This is a genomic window from Aquimarina callyspongiae (genome assembly GCF_034322225.1).
Taxonomy (GTDB): Bacteria; Bacteroidota; Bacteroidia; order Flavobacteriales; family Flavobacteriaceae; genus Aquimarina.
In genome coordinates, this window is sequence record NZ_JAXLPA010000011.1 from 33,276 (window position 1) to 54,952 (window position 21,677).

The following is a 21,677-nucleotide window of genomic DNA, read 5'->3' on the forward strand; positions in this document are numbered from 1 at the left end:
AACTTAATATAATATTGAGACTACTTTTATCTAGAGTTAGACGATAAAAAATATGGTATATTTGAACAAAATTACTTTACATGATGAACCTTGATCCTGTTATAATAGTCGTTATAGCATTAAATGTAATCGTTTCCTTAAAAGGGTTTAACGATTTTTCTTTTTTTGAAAAATACAAATTCAATATTGGAGGTATTCGGAGAGGTGAACAAATACGAATGCTCACTTCTGGATTTTTGCATGTAGATACAATGCATTTGTTTTTTAATATGTTCACTTTGTATTTTTTTGCTCCAGAGGTTATCAAGAGCTTAGGTGGAGTTAAGTTCTTGATTATTTATTTTGGTAGTTTATTAGTGGGTAACTTATTTTCGTTATTCTTTCATAAAGATGAATATCATTATAGTGCTGTAGGTGCAAGTGGAGCAGTTTCTGGAATTATTTATGCAGGGATCTTGTTTAGACCAGATATGAGTTTATATCTTATGTTTATACCTATACCTATTCCGGCATATATTTTTGGTATTGGATACTTACTATATTCAATTTTTGGTATGAAGACAAGGACTGGCAATATTGGTCACGATGCTCATTTTGGAGGTGCTGTAGGAGGATATGTAATTACATTACTATTTATGCCTTCGTTAATCGAGCAAAACACACTTATGGTTGGTTTACTAGCAATACCCATTATTATACTTTTTATAATGCAGCGGCTAGGTAAACTGTAATATAACTTATAAAAAAAACGGCTCAGAAGGCCGTTTTTTTTATGATTATTTTTATCTTTTTATAAAGACTTTTCATCTAATAGTTCTGAGATTTTCTTTTCTAGTGAGGGACCTCTTAAATTCTTAGCAATTACATTTCCGTTTTCATCTAATATAAAAGTAGCAGGTATAGATCTCACTCCATAAGCTTTGGCGATAGGATCTTGCCAATATTTTAAATTAGATACGTGATTCCACTCTAAGTTATCATCAGCGATAGCTTGTGTCCAGGATTTTTCTCTTTTGTCAAGAGAAACTCCTATAATATTAAGCCCTTTATCATGGTACTTGTTATATACACGTACAACATTTGGGTTTTCTAATCTACAAGGTTTACACCACGATGCCCAAAAGTCAACAATTGTAACTTTTCCTAAGGACTCTTTTAAAGACAATAATTTACCATCAGGAGTAGGAGCAGAAAAGTCTTCTGCTTCAGAACCAATATCAATTCTTTTTTGTTGCGAAAGCGCAATAGCATTGTTGATTATTGAATTCAGTCTTTTTCCTAGTCTTGAAGTTTTTAAGGTATCATCAATACTAGTATAGATTTCTTGAGCTTCTTTGACTGGAATAAGTTTAAGATTAACCAAATCTGTCAGCGCCATGACGGATACTAGATTGCTTTGATTGTTTTTAGCAAATTCTGTACGAGCCAATTTTTCTTTTTCTTCTAACTCCTCTTTTTTAGCAGCAATTTTCAAGGCTTTATCAGTTTCATTTAATTTGGTAGCAACGTGATACTGATTATTCATTTTTACCTTTTCCTCACCATAGGTATTTATTTTGTTAATGTAGTCAAAGAATAATTGATTCTCTACACCACCTTTTACAATAGAAGATCGTAAACTATCTTTGTAAACAGTCATCTCTATAGGATTGTTTTCTCCTAAAAACAACACATTTCCTGGTACGTTTTTGAAAGTTAGATAATTAAAGTCATTACTTTCTGGTGGTGGTAAAGCTATTTTAAATTTTCCTTTTTGGATTGTTGTAGAATCTATAATAACCGGTCTGTTTGAAACACTAATAGCATTTACATAAACAACAGTACCCTCTTCAAAGTTTTGAGCATTAGCAGATATGACATATCCCTTTTCTTCTTTTTCACAAGCAGCAAGCAGGATAATTACAGCAAGTAAGGCAATTTTTTTCATAGCGTTTTAGGATTATAAAGCAGTAAAAATAATGAATCAAATATAGATACTCCAAAAATTAACTTTTTTAATATAATTAATGCTTAAAAAAATAAAGAAAAAAACAACACTTTGATGTAACAAAATAGGAGATTCATTAGTCTAATACGTAAACGATTTAATTTTGGGGTATTAAAAAAAATCAGGTATATTTATAAAAAGAATGCAGGATAGGTATTTTTTCAGACCATTTGTCCAATAATTCTCATCCTGTTCGTCATATCTTTAAAGACCCCATTAAAATGTACTAAAAATTGATTAATTATTGTTGAAAACATTATAAACAAACGGTTTTGTTGTATTTTTGTTAACCTATGGTAAAGGATAAGTTATGAAGGTAATTGGGCAGGATTTTCCACTAGATATTAGAATTAGTTTCTCCAAATTTTTTGAGCAATATAAGGGTTTTCTAAACGGCACTAATGAATTAGTGAAAGACCGTGCAACTCGTATTTTAAAGATAGCTCAGGACCATCCAGAACTGGAAGAAGGTATTACAGAAGATAGAGTTGAAGAGTTTTTACCACAAATAGATCTTATACTAGAAGATTCTTTTTCTCAGATTTTGCAACAAAATGAAATTAAAATTGCAACAATACCTTTTACTAATAATGTATTAAAATCATCTAAACGATATCAAAGCATTATTGATGCAGCTGGTAAGGATTTTGAGCCAGCAATCAAAAACCTGGATGAGGATCATTTATACATTATGGGCTGTAGTATTATATTAGGGTCTTGTTATGGGTATAATATAGATTTTAGGCGACCATTCTTTTATAGTATTCCAGATGTTTCTGGAATTATGAGACATTACAGATTGCTGTATAATGGCGATTTTATTGAAATTGCAAAAAAGGAAAATGTAAAAGATATTACAGAAAAAGATGTTGCAGAGTTATTAGATAACTTTAATAATATAGAAGTTTGGAAAGAAAAATTTCCTCCTAACAGTTATATTTTTAAAGGTGTAGTCATTGCAAATATGTTTGATGTTACTACAGATGTTTCTTTATCTGATTTTAAAACAAGTCTTCTTAAATATGATAAAACCAGAGGTGACTTTGTAGGAAGTTTTCAAGAGATTTTTAGAGCAATATTCAACCTTCCCGAAATTAAAGTTGGTTTTTCTAATTATAACGAAGAGGATAAAACCTTTGAAAGAGTACCTTTTAAGAATATAGATAGTTATATTTTGTATGATCAATATTCTGATTCTTGTGATGCTGCGCTTTGTAAAGGAACCTATCATTACTTATTTGAAGAATCTACATACTTTGCTATTTCTAATGTAAAGAATTATCAAAAGTCTGCACCAGGTGAGAAAATGTATAAAAATCTCATCGCTCAAGGAATCAATAGTGCAATTATAGCTCCTATAGAGAGCGGAGGGGCTATTTTGGGAGTTTTAGAAATTGTATCTCCCAATATCCATGAGCTTAATAGTATTAACGCTAACAAATTACAAGATGTAATGCCATATCTTGTGGATTCTGTGCTTCGTTCTAAAGCAAAAGCAGAAAACGAATTGGAGTTAATAATACAACAAGAGTGTACTTCTATTCATCCTAGTGTATATTGGAAGTTTAGACAAGAGGCTAAAAAATTTATGAGGGCGAAGATTGATGAAAACCCTATTTCTTTTAAAGAAGTGGTGTTTGAAGATGTATACCCGTTATTTGGCCAAATTGATATTAAAGGATCCTCAGATGCTCGTAATACAGCTGTTCAAAAAGATTTGGCGTTACAGCTTAGAGGGATTTCTAAAATAATTAATAAGGTTATAGAATCAGATTCTCTACCTATATATGAGCAATTAAAATTTAGGACAGATCAATATCTTACTTCCATTACTGGGCGATTGCAAGTTGATAGTGAACAAACAATCTTGAGTTTTATTAAGAAAGAAATTACCCCTTTGTTTAAACATCTAAAACAAAAAAATAATGATTTGGATAGTTTGATAAGTGAGTATAATCAAAAACTTGATAAAAATTTAAAGACCGTATATAAGCATCGTAAAGATTATGACGATTCGGTTATGCTGATCAACAAAAAAATGGCAGCATTACTGGATAAAAAACAAGAAGAAGCACAAGCTATGTATCCTCACTATTTTGAGCGATTCAAATCAGATGGGGTTGAGCATAACTTATATATAGGAGAATCTATTACTAAGAAGGATAGTTTTAATAAAATTTACCTTTATAACCTTAGGTTGTGGCAGTTACAGGTGATGTGTGAGATGGAAAATGAATACTATCAACTTAAAAAAGATCTTCCTGTAGCATTAGATGTAGCTTCTATGGTTTTAGTATTTAATGCATCATTGTCAGTGCGTTTTAGAATGGATGAAAAACGATTCGATGTAGATGGTACTTATAATGCGCGCTATGAGGTGGTTAAAAAACGTGTAGATAAAGCTCATATAAAAGGAACTAATAAAAGAATTACTGAAAAAGGAAAACTGGTAATTGTATACTCTCAAAGCTCTGATGAAAGAGAGTATGTTAAGTATATAAACTTCTTACAATCTAAAAATTACCTGGAAGAAGAAATCGAAGTGGTTGAGTTAGATGACTTGCAAGGAGTAACAGGTTTAAAAGCTCTAAGAGTGAATATCCTTTATAATAAGAGTAAAGAAGATAAAGAGTACTATACATATGAAGATCTTATGAAAGAGATTAATTAAGACCTTGATAAAAATTAAGATATAAGGAAAACATTACTATTTAATTTATTGAAAATAAACAACCCCATAAAACAAGATGTTTTATGGGGTTGTTTGTATAAAATTATAACCTTTATTGTAAAGTATTAAATGCAATTATAAAACAGATTACAGAGGTTATTGTTCCTACCATAAATACAGTATAGGTTATTCGAAGTAATTTATATTTTCTATGTAAAACCCTACCTAGAAAGTACAAATCTTTTATCATAGTATCGTAGATATACTCTTTATCTTCCATGAGCTCATGCATAGCCCATTTATATTCATTAAGTGGCATTTTATGAAAATTACCAAAGAATAATAAGTTCACCTTTTTTTCTTCAATTTCTTTGCGTGTAAATTCACCACCAGTAACATTAGGTCTTGTCGCCAAAACAGACAACAACATAGATGCAATACTTGAAACCAGAAATACCAAAGTAGGAAATATTAAATATTGGTTAGAAGGGTTGTCAAGTTTAGGAATCAAGTTAGATAAAGCTAATGAAATAATAATTGCATTTACCGAAAGAAGAATATTGGCTTTTGTATCAGCAATGTCACTAAGTTTTAGATGGTTTCTAAGCGAAACTCTAAACAGTGTTTGTATTCCTTTTTCAGGACTTTCTTCTTTGAGTATTTTTTTCAATCTCTCTTTTTCCTTCTTTTTATTTTTTTTAATTGTGGTTTGTTCTTCTAGCATTTTAACAAGGTTTTCTTCCTTTTTTGGTTTCCAATGCGTTATGGCATAATCAGTATAGTATTGGTGTTTGTTTTTGAATAGATCAATGTTTGCTTTGAGCCATTGAGAACTATTAAGGTTGTTTACTTCATGAAGTTTAAATTCACGTCTTAATAATTCACTGGTTTCTCCATAATAATCTTTTGCAAAATGCGAAGCATCCGCATCTCGTATAATTTCTTCTAATAGATTAATAGGTTGATGTTCCATCTTTGTAGCCATGATCAGTTCAGAAACTTTATCAATGATTTGTTGAGAAACATTTTGTGATGATAAAAACTCTTTTGCAATTTCTGCACTTCGTTCTTCGTGATTATCAGAACTTTTAGAATACCCGGTATCGTGCAATAAAGCTGTTAATAATAAAATTTGCTGATCTTCATCAGATATATTAATATTATCAATAATTTCTTTTGTACTTTTAAATACCCTTTTGGTGTGATCGTAATTATGATAGATGCATGTTTTAGGGAGCTCTTTTTCAAAAAGTTCCAAAACATAGCTGTCTGTTTTTTCAAGTAATGAAGACATGTTTATGATTTTTCAATAACCAAATTAATTAAAAAAAAGAGATTGTACTCTAAACAATGAATAAAAATATAAAGATTATCGGGATTACCGTTGCACTAGTACTTAGTTCTTGTGCTTCTTATTCACCTAAATATAAAGTCGAAAATTTTGATAAAACATTACCAGTCAAAGAGATTGAAAAAACATTTTATTTGGTAGGTGATGCAGGATATGCCAAAATTAACAAAAGTACAAATGGTCTTATAGCTTTAAAAAAAGTACTGGACACGTCAGAGACAAAGAATGATTATTTAATTTTTTTAGGAGATAACATATATCAAAAAGGTATGCCTGAAAAAGAATCACCTGAAAGAGAGCTGTCTGAACATAGGATTAATGCACAAGTTGATGCGGCCAAAAACTTTGAAGGAGAAATGATTTTTATACCAGGAAATCATGATTGGTATAATGAAGGGTTAAAAGGTTTAAAAAGGCAGGAAAAATATGTAGCTAAAAAACTTAATACTAAAAATGCTTTCTTACCAGAAAAAGGATGCCCTATTGAAAGTGTAAAAATAAGCGATAAAGTACATTTATTAATTCTGGATACACAATGGTATCTTGCTAATTGGGATAAAAACCCTACTATTAATGATAATTGTGAAATCAAAACTCGGGAAAAGTTTTTTTCTGAAATAGAAGGAGAGCTTAAAAAACATAGTAAGAAAACCATAGTGATCGCAATGCATCACCCAATGTATACTAATGGACCTCACGGAGGTAAATATAGTTTTGATAAACATATTTTTCCATCAAAAAAGAAAATTCCATTACCTTTTTTGGGATCACTAGCTACATTAATTCGTTCACAAGGAGGAGTTACGGCTCAAGATCTTTCAAATGTCATGTACAATGGTTTGAAACGCAGATTGACTACAATGACAAAAGGTTTGGATAAAGTTGTGTATGTATCGGGTCATGAACATTCTTTGCAATACATAGAGGATGGAGGAGTGAAACAAATTGTATCTGGCTCTGGAGCAAAGGTATCTGCAGCTTCCTTAGGAAAAGATGGATTGTTTTCTTATCCGGGTCAGGGTTTTGCCATTTTAGATGTATATACTGATGGTTCATCCAATGTAAGATTTTATGGTAATGAAAAAGGTGAGCCTAAACTTGTATATCAAACAGAGATACATAAGAAGAAAGAGGTTTATAATTTTACTGGAGTATCAAATACTTTTGATAAAGAAGCTACTGCTTCTATTTACGCAAAAGAGGAAGTAGAAAAATCAAAGCTCTTTAAATCTATGTGGGGAGACCACTATAGATACTTATATGGTACAGATATTACAGTTCCTGTAGCAACACTGGATACTCTGTTAGGTGGACTTACAATAGATAGACAAGGAGGAGGACAGGTTACCAGATCTTTACGACTTATAGATAAAGATGGTAAGCAATATAGTCTAAGAGCTATGAGAAAGAGTGTAGCGCAGTTTTTACAAAAAGGAGCTTTTAAAAACACATATGTGGGAGATGGTTTTGATGACACCTTAACAGAAGATTTATTATCAGATTTTTATACATCTAGTTATCCCTATGCTTTTTTGACAGTAGGACCATTAGCAGATGCAATAGGAGTATATCATGCAAATCCAAAATTATATTATGTTCCTAAACACCCTGCATTAGGCGAATTCAATGAAAATTTTGGAGATGAAATTTACTTTTTAGAAGAACGCCCCAGTAAAGAATATGGGGATCTGGCTTCCTTTGGGAAACCAGATGATATTGAAAGTACAGATGACCTCTTGCGCAAAATGCGAAGAGATGAGAAATATCAAATGGACGAAGAGAATTATATAAAGGCTAGGCTTTTTGATATGATACTCGGGGATTGGGATCGACATCCAGATCAATGGAGATGGGCAAGATTTGATAAAGAGGGAGAAAAAGTATATAGACCGATTCCAAGAGATAGGGATCAGGTGTTTTCTAATTATGATGGAGTAATTCTTGATATTTTGAAATTTGTAGTTCCGATTACTCGAAAATTTCAAGTTTATGATGATGAACTAAAAAAAATACGATGGATTAATGAATCTGGGATACGATTGGATAGAACATTAGCTCAGAACTCAGGAAGAGAAACTTGGCTAAAGCAAGCTAATTATATTAAAGAAAACCTTTCTGATAAGATTATTGAAGAAGCATTTAATAACTTACCTGAAGAAACGCAGGATGAAACCGCAGAAAAAATAAAAAGAGATCTTAGAGCCAGAAGAGATCAGATTATTGATATTGCCAATCGTTATTATACATATCTCTCAAAACATGTGATCATAAAAGGAACTGATAAAGATGATTATTTTGAGATCGTTAGAGAAGATAAAAAGACCATTGTTCGAATCTCAAGAATTAAGGGAGGAGAAGCCGAGAAGCCTCATTATGAAAGAGTTTTTAATTCTGGAGAAACCAAAGAAATATGGATTTATGGATTAGATGATGATGATAAGTTTTTGGTAAAAGGAAAAGGGAGTAATCCTATAAAAATAAGAATCGTCGGAGGTCAAAATAATGATGAATATACTATAGAAAATGGCAGAAAAATAAAGATTTATGACCATAAATCTAAACCTAATACAGTTAAGAAAAAAGGAGGAGCAAAATTTATATTTAGTAATATCTATAGTTACAATATATACGACTATAATAAATATATTGACAGAACTAATGTCTTTACTCCTTTTATAGGTTTTAATCCCGATGACGGGCTTAATATTAATGTAACAGATACCTATACTGTAAGAGGATTTAAGAATGATCCATATCATAGTAAGCATAAATTTACTGGAGCTTACTACTTTGCGACTGAAGGATATGCTTTATCTTATTCTGGAGAATTTGCAGATGCTATAGGTAACTGGAATATTCTGCTCAATGGGGTTTATACGAGTGAGAATTTTGCTCAAAATTTCTTTGGATTTGGTAATAATACTGTTAATCCCGATGATGAGTTAGGTTTAGATTATAATCGAGTTAAAACCGGTATATGGTCTGTAGGGTTAGGGATTTCTAAAAAAGGATACTATGGTTCAGAAGTAAGTATTAGTGCTTCTTATGAAGGAATAGAAGTACAGAATACTGGAGATAGATTTATTACTTCGGGATTAGGTATTGTAAATGCAGATCCAGATTTCTTTGAGAGAAAGTTTTTTACTAATCTAGATGTGCAATATAAGTTTGAAAGCTATGATAATCCAGTAAACCCTGCCAGAGGTATGTTGTTTAGTGTTCAAACTGGTGCGCGTATGAATGTTGAAGATACAGATAGAACATATGGATATATAAATCCTAAAATCGGTTTTTATAATGCTATTACAAGAAATCAAAAGCTGGTATTAAAAACAGATGTTATGGCTGAGATTAATATAGGTGATAGTTTTGAATTTTATCAAGGTGCTAATCTTGGAGGAACTAAAGGGCTAAGAGGGTATAGAGAAGAACGTTTTACCGGAGAAAGTGCATTAGCATTTAGCAGTGATTTAAGATATAGCTTTAATCAATTTAAAACAGGATTATTACCATTGCAACTTGGATTATTTGGTGGATATGATATTGGTCGTGTATGGTTAGATGGTGAAGATTCTTCTACCTGGCACGATTCTGTAGGAGGTGGTTTATGGATAAATGGTGTTGATGCAATTGCAGGACAGCTTGGTGCATTTAATAGTGATGATGGACTGCGATTTACTTTTGGTTTAGGCCTAAGTTTTTAAGTAAAATAAACCTTAAGATAATTTATTACTAGAAAAAGTCTATTGTAGTTCTTGGCACTGATACCGAAGATATTTCGGACATTTCTAACTTAGCTTTACCAGTAGCATTTTTATCTAAACCAGATTTTTTATCGCTTTTTTTGTTGTTAACAATCTTTTGAACTTTGGTCATTTTTGACTTAGACACAACAACAGTTTTGTTTCTTGTATCTACATCATAATTTTCTGATGTATTGGTCGTGTTTGTAGAAACATCTTTATTGTTTTTTATAGAAATGTTTTCTTGAGATAAAAGAACTGATGAGGATAACAAAGCAATAAATATTAGACATTTTGGGGCAGTCTTCATATAAAATTATTATTTGGGGTTTGTTGATAATTGAGCTTACGTGTTTACGGTAAAACCATAGCTAATTTAGTGATTTATAGGGATTTGAAATGCAATTCGTCGAACAAGTAAATGTTTATATCTTAAGCATATTGTTAATAAGTAGGTTTTATACTACGTTTAAAAACCGTTATTATTCGATTTGATGTGCTTTTATCGATAAAAGGTTAAACCTTTAGTTTAAGTGTTGTTGTGTTAATAACTTTTGAGAATAATTTTAATTTAAAATATAACGCTACATAATATTGAAATCTTTACTGCTCAATACAAATCGACTAGAACTTAAAATTGTTCAATTATCAGAGTTGTCTGAAGTTCATAAATTACATTCTACTCCTGAAGTTGATCAATATAATACTTTAGGAATACCAACTAATAAGGAAGTAACAGGTGTTTATCTCGAAGAATGGGTTGAAAACTTTAAAATGCGAAAGGAATTTGTTTTTACAATTAGGTTAAAAGTTGATAACAGCTTTGTCGGTTTAATATCTTTGAAAATTGGAAATCCAAAATATAAAATAGGATCATTATGGTATAAATTATCACCCGAGTTTTGGTCATTAGGATATGCAACAGAAGCGGCAAGAGAAGTTGTCAGATTAGGTTTTGAAGAGTTGAATTTGCATAGAATCGAGGCAGGATGTGCTGTAGATAATGTAGGATCAATTAAAGTCCTAGAGAAAATAGGAATGCTCAGAGAAGGGAGTAAACGTAAAGTACTACCTCTCATAACTGGCTGGGCAGACAATTATGAGTATGCTATTTTAGAAGAAGACTGGTTTAAGAAATAATTAATTATTTTAGATGATACTCGTATAAAGAAGCCTTACTGTGTTTTGTCTTTTCATCAGTTATAAAAAGTGTAGAATCATTTTTAAAACTAATACCTTCCTTTTGAGATTTGTGATTAAGTTTTATTTTTTCAATATCTCCAGCAAATAAACTATCTCCTTTAAAATTACTAAGTAAGAATATTTTGTTGTGAGTTAATAATGCGATTTTATCTTTCTTTTGATTAATGGCTGCAGCTGTAATAAGACAATCAGTTTTATCATTACAAGTATCATATTTGCCGATCAATTTGGCCATATACTTTCCTGGACTGGCAGGTACTTTATACAATTTGGTAGTAGCGGTAGATTTTTTTTCTCTGTTTTTAGTAAAGAGATATAAATAACCATTTAAATGAATGAATGCTTCTACATCAAAATTTAAGTTTTTCTTCTTGGGAGGAAACTTCTTTTGATCCTCAAATATAAATTCGATGTTGGATACAGAAATGTTATTAGAAGTAACTCCTGATACTTTATATATAACTAAATCTTTTCTATTGTTTGCATTATTTCCAAAATCACCAATATAGATATTGTCTTTCTGATCATATGCCAAATCTTCCCAATCTACATTTTTAGAATCCGGAACTTTTATTTCTTTTATGATTTTGCCTTTAAAATCAAGACAGAATAGTGTATTAGAATTACCAGAATCATTAATAGCATAAATCTTACTATTTGAAAAAGTAGCAATACCAGAGATTTCTCGTATATCGTTAGATAACGAGTTGATTTTGATTAAATCAGTATTGCCAACCTTTTGACAACTTGCTGTTATAGTTGTCAAAAGGATAAGACAAATGACTTTTATTAATTTAATTTCTATGATTCCACGCATTGAGCATCCAACTTGTTTTTTCGAGCTCACCAATATAGGTACCAGTTATATCTAAGGTTCCATCATCATCTGCTTTTTCTGCCTTCTTTGTTACATCTCTAAGTTGTTTTAATAAAACATCATGATCTTCAAGAATGGCAGAAACCATTTGATGATCTTTAAGATCTGTTTCAGACTCCTTAATATTAGATGTACTTAGATAAGTGCTAAAATTACTTATGGGTTTTGCTCTTAAGGTTAATATTCTTTCTGCAATTTCGTCAATTTTTAGCTTTGCATCTTCATAAAGTTCTTCAAATTTTTCATGAAGCTCAAAAAAATGTGGTCCGGTAACATTCCAATGAAAATTACGTAGTTTTTGGTAGTGTAAATGATAATCAGATAGAAGTGTATTAAGTGCTGCTATTGTTTCTTTGTTTATAGTACTCATAGTTTTTGTTTATTGATTTTTTAATTTCAATACAAAAATACTATAATAAGAAATCGAAAATATTCAGTTCTTATAGTTAGTTGCAATAGGAGTATTATCTTAATCTATCTAAAATAGATGTAAGTATAAGGTTATAATATACATCATCGTGAGGCACAAATTCTTTTATCAAAGCAGAATGCTTAAGTATATTTTTAAAGTCACTTATTGGTATTAATTTGATATCGGAAACCTCTTCTTTTTGAAGAATGAGATGATCTGTAGAAACAGATAGTTTAGCAAGATAAATATGATGAAATTCATTATCAAAAAGATAAGGTTTTGGTTTTTTTTCTGCCAGATATATTCCAATAAAGTCTAAATCCTCATTACAAACGGTCAATCCTATTTCTTCTTGTATTTCTCTAACAGCTGCATCTATTGGCTTTTCACCAGTACCTATATGACCAGCAACTGATACATCCCATAATCCTGGAAAAGTATCTTTGTTATCAACTCTTTTCTGAAACAATAACTGTCCATCTTTTGTATAAAACCAAATATGTGCACTGGCATGGTATAAACCTAATTGATGCGCTTTGGATTTTAGTTGCACATTTCCTGTAGGATTTCCTGATTTATCTAAAATATCAATGAGTTCATCAGCCATTTTATTTGTATAGTGTGCGTTTCAATTAGAGTTAAATCTACTATATAATTACCTAAATTAAGACACTAGAATTAATAAAACCAAATTCAGGAATACTTACTTATAAATATTGACTAAATTCAATGACTCAAATACAACTTATTTTAATTTAATATTATGTCCGAAAAACAGAATAGAGCCAAAGCTTACTGGAAAGAAAATCTTAAATATCTCCTCGTTTTACTTACCATTTGGTTTTTAGTTTCTTATGGAGCTGGGATTTTATTTAAAGATTTTCTTAACGAAATACGTCTTGGTGGTTTTAGATTAGGGTTTTGGTTTGCACAACAAGGTTCTATCTATGTTTTTGTTGTTTTGATTTTTGTATACGTAAGGCTGATGAACAAGCTGGATAAAAAATACGGATACGATGTAGATCAAGAAAATGTAACCACTAAATAAGATATTTATGAGCGTTCAAGTTTGGACTTATATTCTGGTAGGACTCACTTTTGCATTATATATAGGAATTGCAATTTGGTCTAAAGCATCATCAACAAAAGATTTTTATGTGGCAGGAGGAGGAGTTTCTCCTTTAGCTAATGGAATGGCGACAGCCGCTGATTGGATGAGTGCGGCATCTTTTATTTCGATGGCAGGAATCATTGCCTTTGCTGGTTATGATGGAGCAGTGTATTTAATGGGATGGACAGGAGGATATGTTTTACTGGCATTGTTATTAGCACCTTATCTTCGAAAATTTGGAAAGTTTACCGTGCCAGATTTTATAGGAGATCGTTACTATTCAAAAACAGCAAGATCTGTAGCAGTCTTTTGCGCACTCCTAGTGTCTTTTACATATGTAGCAGGGCAAATGAGAGGTGTAGGGATTGTTTTTTCAAGGTTTTTGGAAGTGGATATCAATACCGGAGTAATGATCGGAATGATTATCGTTTTATTTTATGCTGTATTGGGTGGTATGAAAGGTATTACATATACCCAGGTGGCTCAATATTGCGTTTTGATATTTGCTTTTATGGTACCCGCAATTTTTATATCCATTCAGATGACAGGTAATCCAATCCCTCAATTAGGGTTTGGAGATACAGTTGTAGATGGGTCAGGAACATACTTATTGGATAAACTAGATGGATTAAGTACAGAATTGGGTTTTGCAGCTTATACTGATGGTTCCAAATCAATATTAGATGTCTTTGCAATTACGTTGGCCTTAATGGTAGGAACGGCAGGTTTACCACATGTGATAGTTCGATTTTTTACAGTAAAAAAGGTGAAAGATGCACGTAAATCAGCAGGATACGCTTTGCTTTTAATTGCTATTTTATATACTACAGCTCCTGCTGTAGCAGTTTTTGCAAAAACAAACCTTATAGAGTCTGTACATAATAAAAACTATGAAGAACTTCCTGCATGGTTTAAGAACTGGGAGGATACAGAATTGATTGGGTGGATAGATAAAAACAAAGATGGTAAAGTACAGTATGCAAATGGGCACGCAGTAGAAGGAAATAAAAACAAACCTGTTTTTGATGGTGAGAATAGGGGAGAACAAGGAGAGCGGGTAATTACTAATATAAATAATGCTACAACGAATGAATTGTTCGTAGATCGTGATATTATGGTATTGGCAAATCCGGAAATTGCTAATTTACCTAATTGGGTGATTGCCTTAGTAGCTGCAGGAGGATTGGCCGCAGCATTATCAACGGCAGCTGGGTTATTATTGGTAATATCATCTTCTGTGTCTCACGACTTAATCAAAAAAATGATTAAACCCAGTATTTCTGAAAAAGGAGAATTGGTTGCAGCTCGTATTTCTGCTGTTGCGGCAGTATGTGTAGCAGGTTATTTCGGGATTAATCCTCCAGGCTTTGTGGCGGCGGTGGTCGCCTTGGCATTTGGATTAGCGGCAGCATCATTTTTTCCTGCAATTGTGTTGGGGATATTTTATAAAAGGATGAATAAAGAAGGTGCTGTAGCAGGAATGATAATAGGTATTGTATCTATGTTGTTATACATGATTAAATACAAATTAGGCTGGTTTGACGATACACTCCCACCATCAGATGAGTGGTGGTTTGGGATCTCTCCAGAAGGCTTTGGCGCCGTTGCTATGATAATAAACTTTATAGTTTCTTTGGTGGTTTGTCATTTAACATCTCCACCACCAAAAGAGGTGCAAGATATTGTTGAAGATATAAGAATACCTAATAATGCGGGGAAAGGAGTAGAGGATCATTAAGAGTATAAAAAATAAAAAATCCCGCTATTGAGCGGGATTTTTTATTTTTTATGCTTGATAATTAGCTCTTTTTTAGAAGTATTTTCTCTTGTGAAAATTGAAATCCAGCTTCTAAGAACTCTAACATTTTATTCCAATTACTATTGGGTTCATAATTGTTCTTATAATATTTATACGTTTTAATATTCAAGATATTTCCTTCTAAGTTTGCTTCACTTACAAATCCTCCAGTTTCATTTTCAACCTTTAAGTTTAGCTTGTCATAACCCGATACAGTATATCCATCAGGAATTGCAACTTTGATTTCGTTGTTGTATGATCTTGGATAAGGCATATAAATGTTTTCTATACGGCTTTTTTCTTTTTCTTCAATAGCTACTTGACTTCCAATTAATTTTCCTACTTCAAAAATGTAGTTTGGCCCAGCTTTTTTGATTAAATCATCTTTAATAATGTATTGTTCCTTAAAGCTTAAAAGGTCATCTATTGTTTCTCTTCCGGTAGATAAAACTTCGTACTGATAATCATCGATTGTAAAATCAAATTCATCTTCTGTACTTTCTTCAAGTCGTTCTATTCTTTTTTGAGATATCTTTTCTTTATAAGCGGCATAGGATTGATCATATTTTTTTCTATTCTTTTTATTTAAAATATCTGAAAATTGGGTAGTTCCGTACTTTTCATATTCTTTTGAGACGTAATCAAAGAAGAATAACCTTCTGTTAATCTGATTTACTTTGTTGTGTCCTTTTAAAAAGGAGTTTCGATCTATTGTTATTTCAGAAAAATCATCATTAAAATTAATGTTTGATACCTCTCTCGTATTATTATCCTTATAGTTAGAAATAGGTAATTTTATCTTTTCGACATTTTCGATCTTATCATATGAATCTGTAAAAGATAAACTATACGCTTCTGTGCCTTCTATTGTAGAAGGGAGCCAATTAAAAAAAGTGTTGTTGTTAAATGGGTATACATAAATTGGTTCTTCAAGGTTTACTTTTATAATAGAAACAAGATTTTCTCTAATTAAGAGATCATCAATGCTTCCATCATATCTATACTTTGCTTTTATGATCTCAAAAGGAATGTCGTTTCTTTTTAAGAATGAACCAAAACGTAATAAGAATTGTCCTTGCTTACTTACAACTATAGGGTTTTTATATAAGGAAAGAGGATAGTAATAATCAGTTAATTTTTCTTCGGTAGCAACTACTCCCTCTATATATTGGTTAAGATATACATGACGCATATAATAATACGCTTCTTCTACTAATTCTTTTTTACTGAGTTCTTTTTCCTTAAAATACTTCTTTATGTCTTTGGCAATATACTTTAGGTTGTAGCTATTCTTATGTTCTTCCAGAACATCTTCTGAGCTTACTTCTTTTTTTATGATATCTTCTTTCTCTGATAAAAAAGCATACGTCATATTTTCGTATCGGCCATTCTGAGCAAAAGATATCTGGTATTTAAAACTAGGATACTCTACAAGAGGATATAACCATTGAAGAGGTTCTCCTTTTTCAATGTTTTTTGCAACTAATTGATATTCTTTGTCTCGTTGTTTAGGAGCAGTAATATCTTCTAATTCTGGAGCACCATTGTAAGAATTAAAGTTGATGAAGAAATCATTTTCAACTTTTAGTTTTAATCTAAAATCCATTGTAGGATATTCTCCACTAACTGTGGTCTCTATTGGATCCATTACATGAGCTCCGTATGTTCTGTATTCTTCATAAGTATAGATGTAATAATCTATAATATCGCCAATTTCAAGCTCTGGTACAGCTAATTTGTAAATCTCATCAGATTTCATCTTAACTCCTATAAAACCATAAACATATGCTTTTCTATCATTAGAAGTTTTTATTTTTTCTTTCTCAACATCTATTTCTTTTACATCACCATTAGGTTTTATAATTTTAATACCCATCCAGGTTTTTATATCCTTAGAGCCTTCAATAAGGAAAGTTGGGTAATTAAATTCAGAGAATCTTTCGACAGCCGCTTTGTCATTTAGTTTGATAACTCTTCTAGTAAGAAAGAAATTATCTAAAGATTTTTTAGTCTTATTGTAATAATGATTTTGATGATCGATAATAACAACTGCGGATTCATTATTCCATTTTTCTGGGATAGAGGGGATTTCTGAAAAATTAACGCTTTCATTAATAATAAATTCTTTAATCTTATCAGCTCTTTTTGGTTGAGCGTATCCTATGAATGAAATAAATAAGAAACTAAAAAGAAAAAAGTGGATTAGCGGTTTGGTGTAATGTTTTTTCATGGGTATGCAGTTAAGAGATTTAATCTTTACTTAAAATAATTTGTTTTTGGTATTGTTCTTTTAGGTTGTTGTGAAAGTCTCTCCAGAGATCTATTTCTGAGGAACTTATTTTTGCATTTTTAAAATGAATAATTTTTTGATATTTGATGATATCACCTTCGGTTTTGTAAGTAAAGGATATTTCAAAATCACTATTCTTAATAACCAAATCTTCTGGAAGTTCTTTAATTTTATAGTTATCAGGGATTTTTAGATTAATATTTGTCTTTTCTAAAATTTTATAAGGAAAAATATAATCAATTTCCCTCTTTTTTAAATCCAAGTTTTTGTACTCTTTGTAATAATCTATATCGATATATAATTCATTATCAAAAGCACTAACCGCATTTTTTTGATTGATTTTATATGATAAATTTAAATCACCATCACGATCTGTGATATCAGTTACGCTTATATCTTGGGCAGTAACATTTTTATCATCTCTTCTAATGTACCAATCTAACGTTTCCTCTCTTCTATCAGTTCTTAGATTATTGATGTTATATAGAAAGTAAGATTTACTTTCTCCATTATAATTTCTGGAAATGTCACCAATTAACTCTTCATCACTAATTTCAAAATTAGCCGATAAGGTTTCCAGGTTTAGATCAGATTTCATTTCAGGAATTTGATCAAGAATATAATTTTCTCCATCTTCAATTAGTACTTGTTGATTTTGGATACGCTCAGCATTATATTCAAGAGGATTATATTTTTCTGTAGAATCCAGATAGTATTTTTGATCATTTAATAGAACAGTACAGATCATATGATTGTCTACTGCAATAGTTGGTAACGAATAATCATAAGCTATTCGTTTTGTTCCTATCCAGGTTAACCTTGCATCAAATCCAGCAATTTTCAACATTTGCTTTGTCAAATTGGCCATCCCTTTACAATCGCCATATTTTTTTTTGTAGACATTTTGAGCTTCGTCGGGTTTGAATCCTGCAATTCCATCTTCAAAAGCTATATATCTTATATTGTCTTGAACCCAGTAATAAATAGCTTTCATTTTTTCTTCATCTGTTTTACAATCTTTGATGAGAGATAATGTTTTTTCTTTTATGCTTTCAGTATTGTTGTCAAGTTGTAATACTAATGAATGATACCATTTGTATAAATCCGCTGTATTATTAAGGAGAGTAGTTTTTTTTCCATTACTACTATGGGATTTTGCCAAAAACAATAAGTGCGGTCTATAATAGGTAGGTCCAGGTTTGTTTTTATCTTTAGATATAGCATCTATTTTTTCAATTGTATAAGTAAAAGTAGTTATTTGATTCTCATCATCTCTTGTTTCGTTTTTTGTAATAGAGGTACCATTAAAATTAATTTCCTGTATCTCGAGATCTAACCAATCGGGGACTTGTACTTTGATCGTTTTTTTTATAGTTGGATGTACATCATCAAAATAGCTATTTATAAAATACTTTATATCATTGTATTTTTTTGCATATTCAAAATTGTATTTATAACCTCTCAGTGGAAAACTTAAAGAAGTCCATTTTACTCGAGCATCTGTATGAAAAAGATCATCATCATTGTAATATTCGTCTTTAAAATATATTCCTGCCCCTTTATTATTTCTGTAACTTACTTTTAACTTGTTTATACTGGATTGATCATCATAAAATATAAAAAGAGGGATAGTACTTCTTGAATCAAGATTGATTAACTCTTGTAAATGAGTATGATTTACAGTTACTTTTTTTGTCTTTTTATCATAACTAAAAGTAATTTCTTCGGTACTAGAAAGTATTGCAATATCAGCTTCAGAATATTTTTCCTTTAATTCTTTAGATAGTTGAATATCTTCTGGAGTAGGGTCTACTTTTTTTTGAGAAAAAGAGAGCGTACCGATTAGTATAAAAACTAATAGATTAAGTTTTTGAATCATCTTAAAAGAATTTTGTTTAGGGGGGATTTCGGCAGTTACAAATATAGGATTCTTAATGAATAAAAAAACCACAAAACGAATATGTGTTTTGTGGTTTTTTTATTTTACTTCGCGAAGTAACTAAAGGTTTCTCCGGATTTTATATTGAGGAGACTTTCGTAGATTAATTTTATTACATTTTCTACATCATCTCTGTGTACCATTTCCACAGTAGTGTGCATATAGCGTAGAGGTAAAGAAATCAAAGCAGATGCAACACCACCATTACTATATGCAAAAGCATCAGTGTCTGTACCAGTCATTCTGCTAGAAGCCATACGCTGGAATGGTATTTTTTTATCCTCTGCTGATTGAATTAGTAATTCTCGCAATCTGTTTTGAACTGCTGGAGCGTAAGAAATCACAGGGCCATCACCAATTTTGGTTTCTCCTTGCGTTTTCTTTTCGATCATAGGAGTTGTGGTATCGTGACAAACATCAGTAACAATGGCTACGTTTGGTTTAATAGTTTGCGTAATCATTTCTGCCCCTCTTAATCCAATTTCTTCTTGAACAGAGTTGGTGATATATAAACCAAAAGGCAATGTCTTTTTATTTTCTTTAAGTAATCGTGCAACTTCAGCAATCATAAAGCCTCCCATTCTATTGTCTAATGCACGACAAACAAATTTGTTTTTATTGAGAGTAAAAAATTCATCTGGATAAGTTATAACGCATCCTACATGTACTCCAAGTTTAAGAACTTCCTCTTTAGTAGAACAACCAACATCAATACAAATATTATCTAACTTAGGTGCTTCTTCTTTAGCTTTGTTTCTGGTATGAATTGCAGGCCATCCAAAAACACCTTGAACAATTCCTTTTTTAGTATGGATATTTACTCTTTTTGAAGTTGCGATCTGATGATCACTTCCTCCATTTCTAATAACATATATAAGACCATTGTCAGTAATATAATTAACGTACCAGGAAATTTCATCAGCGTGTCCTTCAATTACAACTTTATATTTAGCCTTTGGATTAATTACCCCAACAGCTGTACCATAGGTGTCAGTTATAAATTCATCAACATAAGGCTTTAGGTAATCCATCCATATTTTTTGCCCCTCCCATTCGTATCCAGTAGGAGAAGGATTGTTTAAATATGTAGAAAGAAAAGCTAGAGATTTTTTATTAAGAATACTTTTTTTTGCCATTATAAAATATTTGGTTTATTGCTAAAATAATAATATTCACATTCATTTTACAGTTTGCAAAAGGTTAATTGTTAATTTTGGAATAATTTTAGAAGGTCTCATAATCTATTATGTTTAAAAAAGTAATATACATATCATTCTTTATATTAGGTCATTTACTGTTTGCTCAGAATGAAAGTGAAAAACCAATAGATACTGTTAAGGTAGATACTAGTGGTTATGTACAATATTATATTATCGAAGGAGATACAATTCCGCATGACGCCATTGATCTGGATGAAGTAGTGATTTTAGGTAAATTAAAGTTTAAAGATAAATTAGCCAGAAGAAAGTATTTGATACTAAGACGTAAAACCAGAAAAGTCTATCCTTATGCAAAATTGGCAGCGGATCGATTAACTTCTTTAAATGACAGATTAGAAAAAATCCAATCTAAGAGAGCACGTAAAAAGTACGTTAAGATACTTCAAAAGTATATGGAAGAAGAGTTTACTGTAGAATTAAAAAAACTCACAAGAACAGAAGGACAGATACTAGTAAAGTTAATACATCGTCAAACAGCAAAAACGATGTTTGAACTTGTAAAAGAATATAGGAGTGGATGGAGAGCTTTCTGGTATAATAATACAGCAAAACTGTTTAGTATCTCCTTAAAAGAAAAATATGATCCAATTAATGTAGAAGAAGATTATTGGATCGAGGATATTTTGCAACGTAGTTTTCAGTCTAATATTCTAGATGAACAAAAGACAGCATTGGATTTTAGTTTTTATGATTTAAGAAATAAGTGGTCTGATACAACTAAAACATCTTCTTTGAAAAAGTAATTTCATTCTTGTGAATATAGTTATGTATTAATGTCGATCTAATTTAAACTTTGCGGTAAAAACAATCAATTATTTTATTGTCAATGTGTTAGGTGGATTCTTTGTTTAAAAAGAGCTTTTAAACTGTTAAAAACTTTTTGATTTTATTTTGATTAATTTTCTTATCTTCGTTTTCTATCTTTTTTAAAATCAGAGGCTTTGTTATTATCTTAAAAAATACTTTAAAAAAGTTATTGTTAGTTTAATAAATGGTTATATGTTTGCACCCGCAAAACGGATGAGGTTTTATATGAGGATTGGTTTTTGCGATAGTTCATTGAGGAGTATGTAAT

16 protein-coding genes are annotated in these 21,677 nt (G+C 31.0%); 7 read left to right on the forward strand and 9 right to left on the reverse strand.

The features are described from left to right. Window positions 1-80 precede the first annotated feature (80 nt). The gene (locus tag U0D62_RS25200; RefSeq protein WP_322290137.1) at window positions 81-731 is read left to right on the forward strand and encodes a rhomboid family intramembrane serine protease; all 651 of its coding nucleotides are present in this window, start codon (window positions 81-83) and stop codon (window positions 729-731) included. 59 nt (window positions 732-790) lie between these two features. On the opposite strand, the gene U0D62_RS25205 is transcribed toward U0D62_RS25200, so the two are convergent. After that, window positions 791-1,927, reverse strand: coding sequence for a TlpA disulfide reductase family protein (locus tag U0D62_RS25205; protein WP_322290138.1), 1,137 nt, complete (start codon window positions 1,925-1,927; stop codon window positions 791-793). Between the two features lie 370 nt (window positions 1,928-2,297). Between U0D62_RS25205 and U0D62_RS25210 the strand changes: the two genes are divergently transcribed. After that, on the forward strand, window positions 2,298-4,658 hold the full coding sequence (locus tag U0D62_RS25210; protein WP_322290139.1) for a GAF domain-containing protein: 2,361 nt from the start codon (window positions 2,298-2,300) through the stop codon (window positions 4,656-4,658). A gap of 112 nt (window positions 4,659-4,770) precedes the next feature. Here the strand turns inward: U0D62_RS25210 and U0D62_RS25215 are convergent, their stop codons facing one another. Beyond that, window positions 4,771-5,952, reverse strand: a complete 1,182-nt coding sequence (locus U0D62_RS25215) for a Pycsar system effector family protein (protein ID WP_322290140.1) — start codon at window positions 5,950-5,952, stop codon at window positions 4,771-4,773. Window positions 5,953-6,008: 56 nt separating this feature from the next. Here U0D62_RS25215 and U0D62_RS25220 point away from each other — a divergent pair, with 56 nt between their 5' ends. Next, on the forward strand, window positions 6,009-9,713 hold the full coding sequence (locus U0D62_RS25220) for a metallophosphoesterase (RefSeq protein WP_322290141.1): 3,705 nt from the start codon (window positions 6,009-6,011) through the stop codon (window positions 9,711-9,713). Window positions 9,714-9,741: 28 nt separating this feature from the next. On the opposite strand, the gene U0D62_RS25225 is transcribed toward U0D62_RS25220, so the two are convergent. Beyond that, entirely contained in the window at window positions 9,742-10,062 is a 321-nt protein-coding gene (locus tag U0D62_RS25225; protein WP_322290142.1) for a hypothetical protein, read from the reverse strand. A gap of 284 nt (window positions 10,063-10,346) precedes the next feature. Between U0D62_RS25225 and U0D62_RS25230 the strand changes: the two genes are divergently transcribed. Further along, a complete protein-coding gene (locus U0D62_RS25230) occupies window positions 10,347-10,892 on the forward strand; it encodes a GNAT family N-acetyltransferase (RefSeq protein ID WP_322290143.1) in 546 nt (181 codons plus the stop codon). 4 nt (window positions 10,893-10,896) lie between these two features. Here the strand turns inward: U0D62_RS25230 and U0D62_RS25235 are convergent, their stop codons facing one another. The 3 genes from U0D62_RS25235 to U0D62_RS25245 form a co-directional block, all read right to left on the reverse strand. Then, window positions 10,897-11,772, reverse strand: coding sequence for a hypothetical protein (locus tag U0D62_RS25235; protein WP_322290144.1), 876 nt, complete (start codon window positions 11,770-11,772; stop codon window positions 10,897-10,899). Further along, complete coding sequence (locus U0D62_RS25240) at window positions 11,750-12,202, reverse strand: Dps family protein (protein ID WP_322290145.1); 453 nt, start codon at window positions 12,200-12,202, stop codon at window positions 11,750-11,752. Before U0D62_RS25240 ends, U0D62_RS25235 begins: the two co-directional genes overlap by 23 nt. Window positions 12,203-12,296: 94 nt before the next feature. Then, entirely contained in the window at window positions 12,297-12,851 is a 555-nt protein-coding gene (locus tag U0D62_RS25245) for an NUDIX hydrolase (protein ID WP_322290146.1), read from the reverse strand. 156 nt (window positions 12,852-13,007) lie between these two features. Between U0D62_RS25245 and U0D62_RS25250 the strand changes: the two genes are divergently transcribed. Both U0D62_RS25250 and U0D62_RS25255 read left to right on the forward strand, forming a co-directional pair. Further along, the gene (locus U0D62_RS25250; RefSeq protein ID WP_322290147.1) at window positions 13,008-13,292 is read left to right on the forward strand and encodes a DUF4212 domain-containing protein; all 285 of its coding nucleotides are present in this window, start codon (window positions 13,008-13,010) and stop codon (window positions 13,290-13,292) included. Between the two features lie 7 nt (window positions 13,293-13,299). Continuing rightward, window positions 13,300-15,093, forward strand: a complete 1,794-nt coding sequence (locus tag U0D62_RS25255) for a sodium:solute symporter family protein (RefSeq protein WP_322290148.1) — start codon at window positions 13,300-13,302, stop codon at window positions 15,091-15,093. A gap of 61 nt (window positions 15,094-15,154) precedes the next feature. Here U0D62_RS25255 and U0D62_RS25260 read toward each other — a convergent pair whose 3' ends face one another. The 3 genes from U0D62_RS25260 to U0D62_RS25270 form a co-directional block, all read right to left on the reverse strand. Beyond that, window positions 15,155-17,383, reverse strand: coding sequence for a hypothetical protein (locus U0D62_RS25260; RefSeq protein ID WP_322290149.1), 2,229 nt, complete (start codon window positions 17,381-17,383; stop codon window positions 15,155-15,157). A gap of 19 nt (window positions 17,384-17,402) precedes the next feature. After that, window positions 17,403-19,322 (reverse strand): transglutaminase-like domain-containing protein, encoded by a 1,920-nt coding sequence (locus U0D62_RS25265; protein WP_322290150.1) that lies wholly within the window; start codon window positions 19,320-19,322, stop codon window positions 17,403-17,405. A 104-nt stretch (window positions 19,323-19,426) separates the two neighbouring features. Then, window positions 19,427-20,518, reverse strand: a complete 1,092-nt coding sequence (locus tag U0D62_RS25270) for a M42 family metallopeptidase (RefSeq protein ID WP_322290151.1) — start codon at window positions 20,516-20,518, stop codon at window positions 19,427-19,429. A gap of 110 nt (window positions 20,519-20,628) precedes the next feature. On the opposite strand from U0D62_RS25270, the gene U0D62_RS25275 reads away from it, so the two are divergent. Beyond that, window positions 20,629-21,345 carry a DUF4294 domain-containing protein gene (locus U0D62_RS25275; protein WP_322290152.1) on the forward strand — a complete coding sequence of 239 codons (717 nt, stop codon included), beginning with the start codon at window positions 20,629-20,631 and terminating at the stop codon, window positions 21,343-21,345. Window positions 21,346-21,677: the final 332 nt, after the last annotated feature.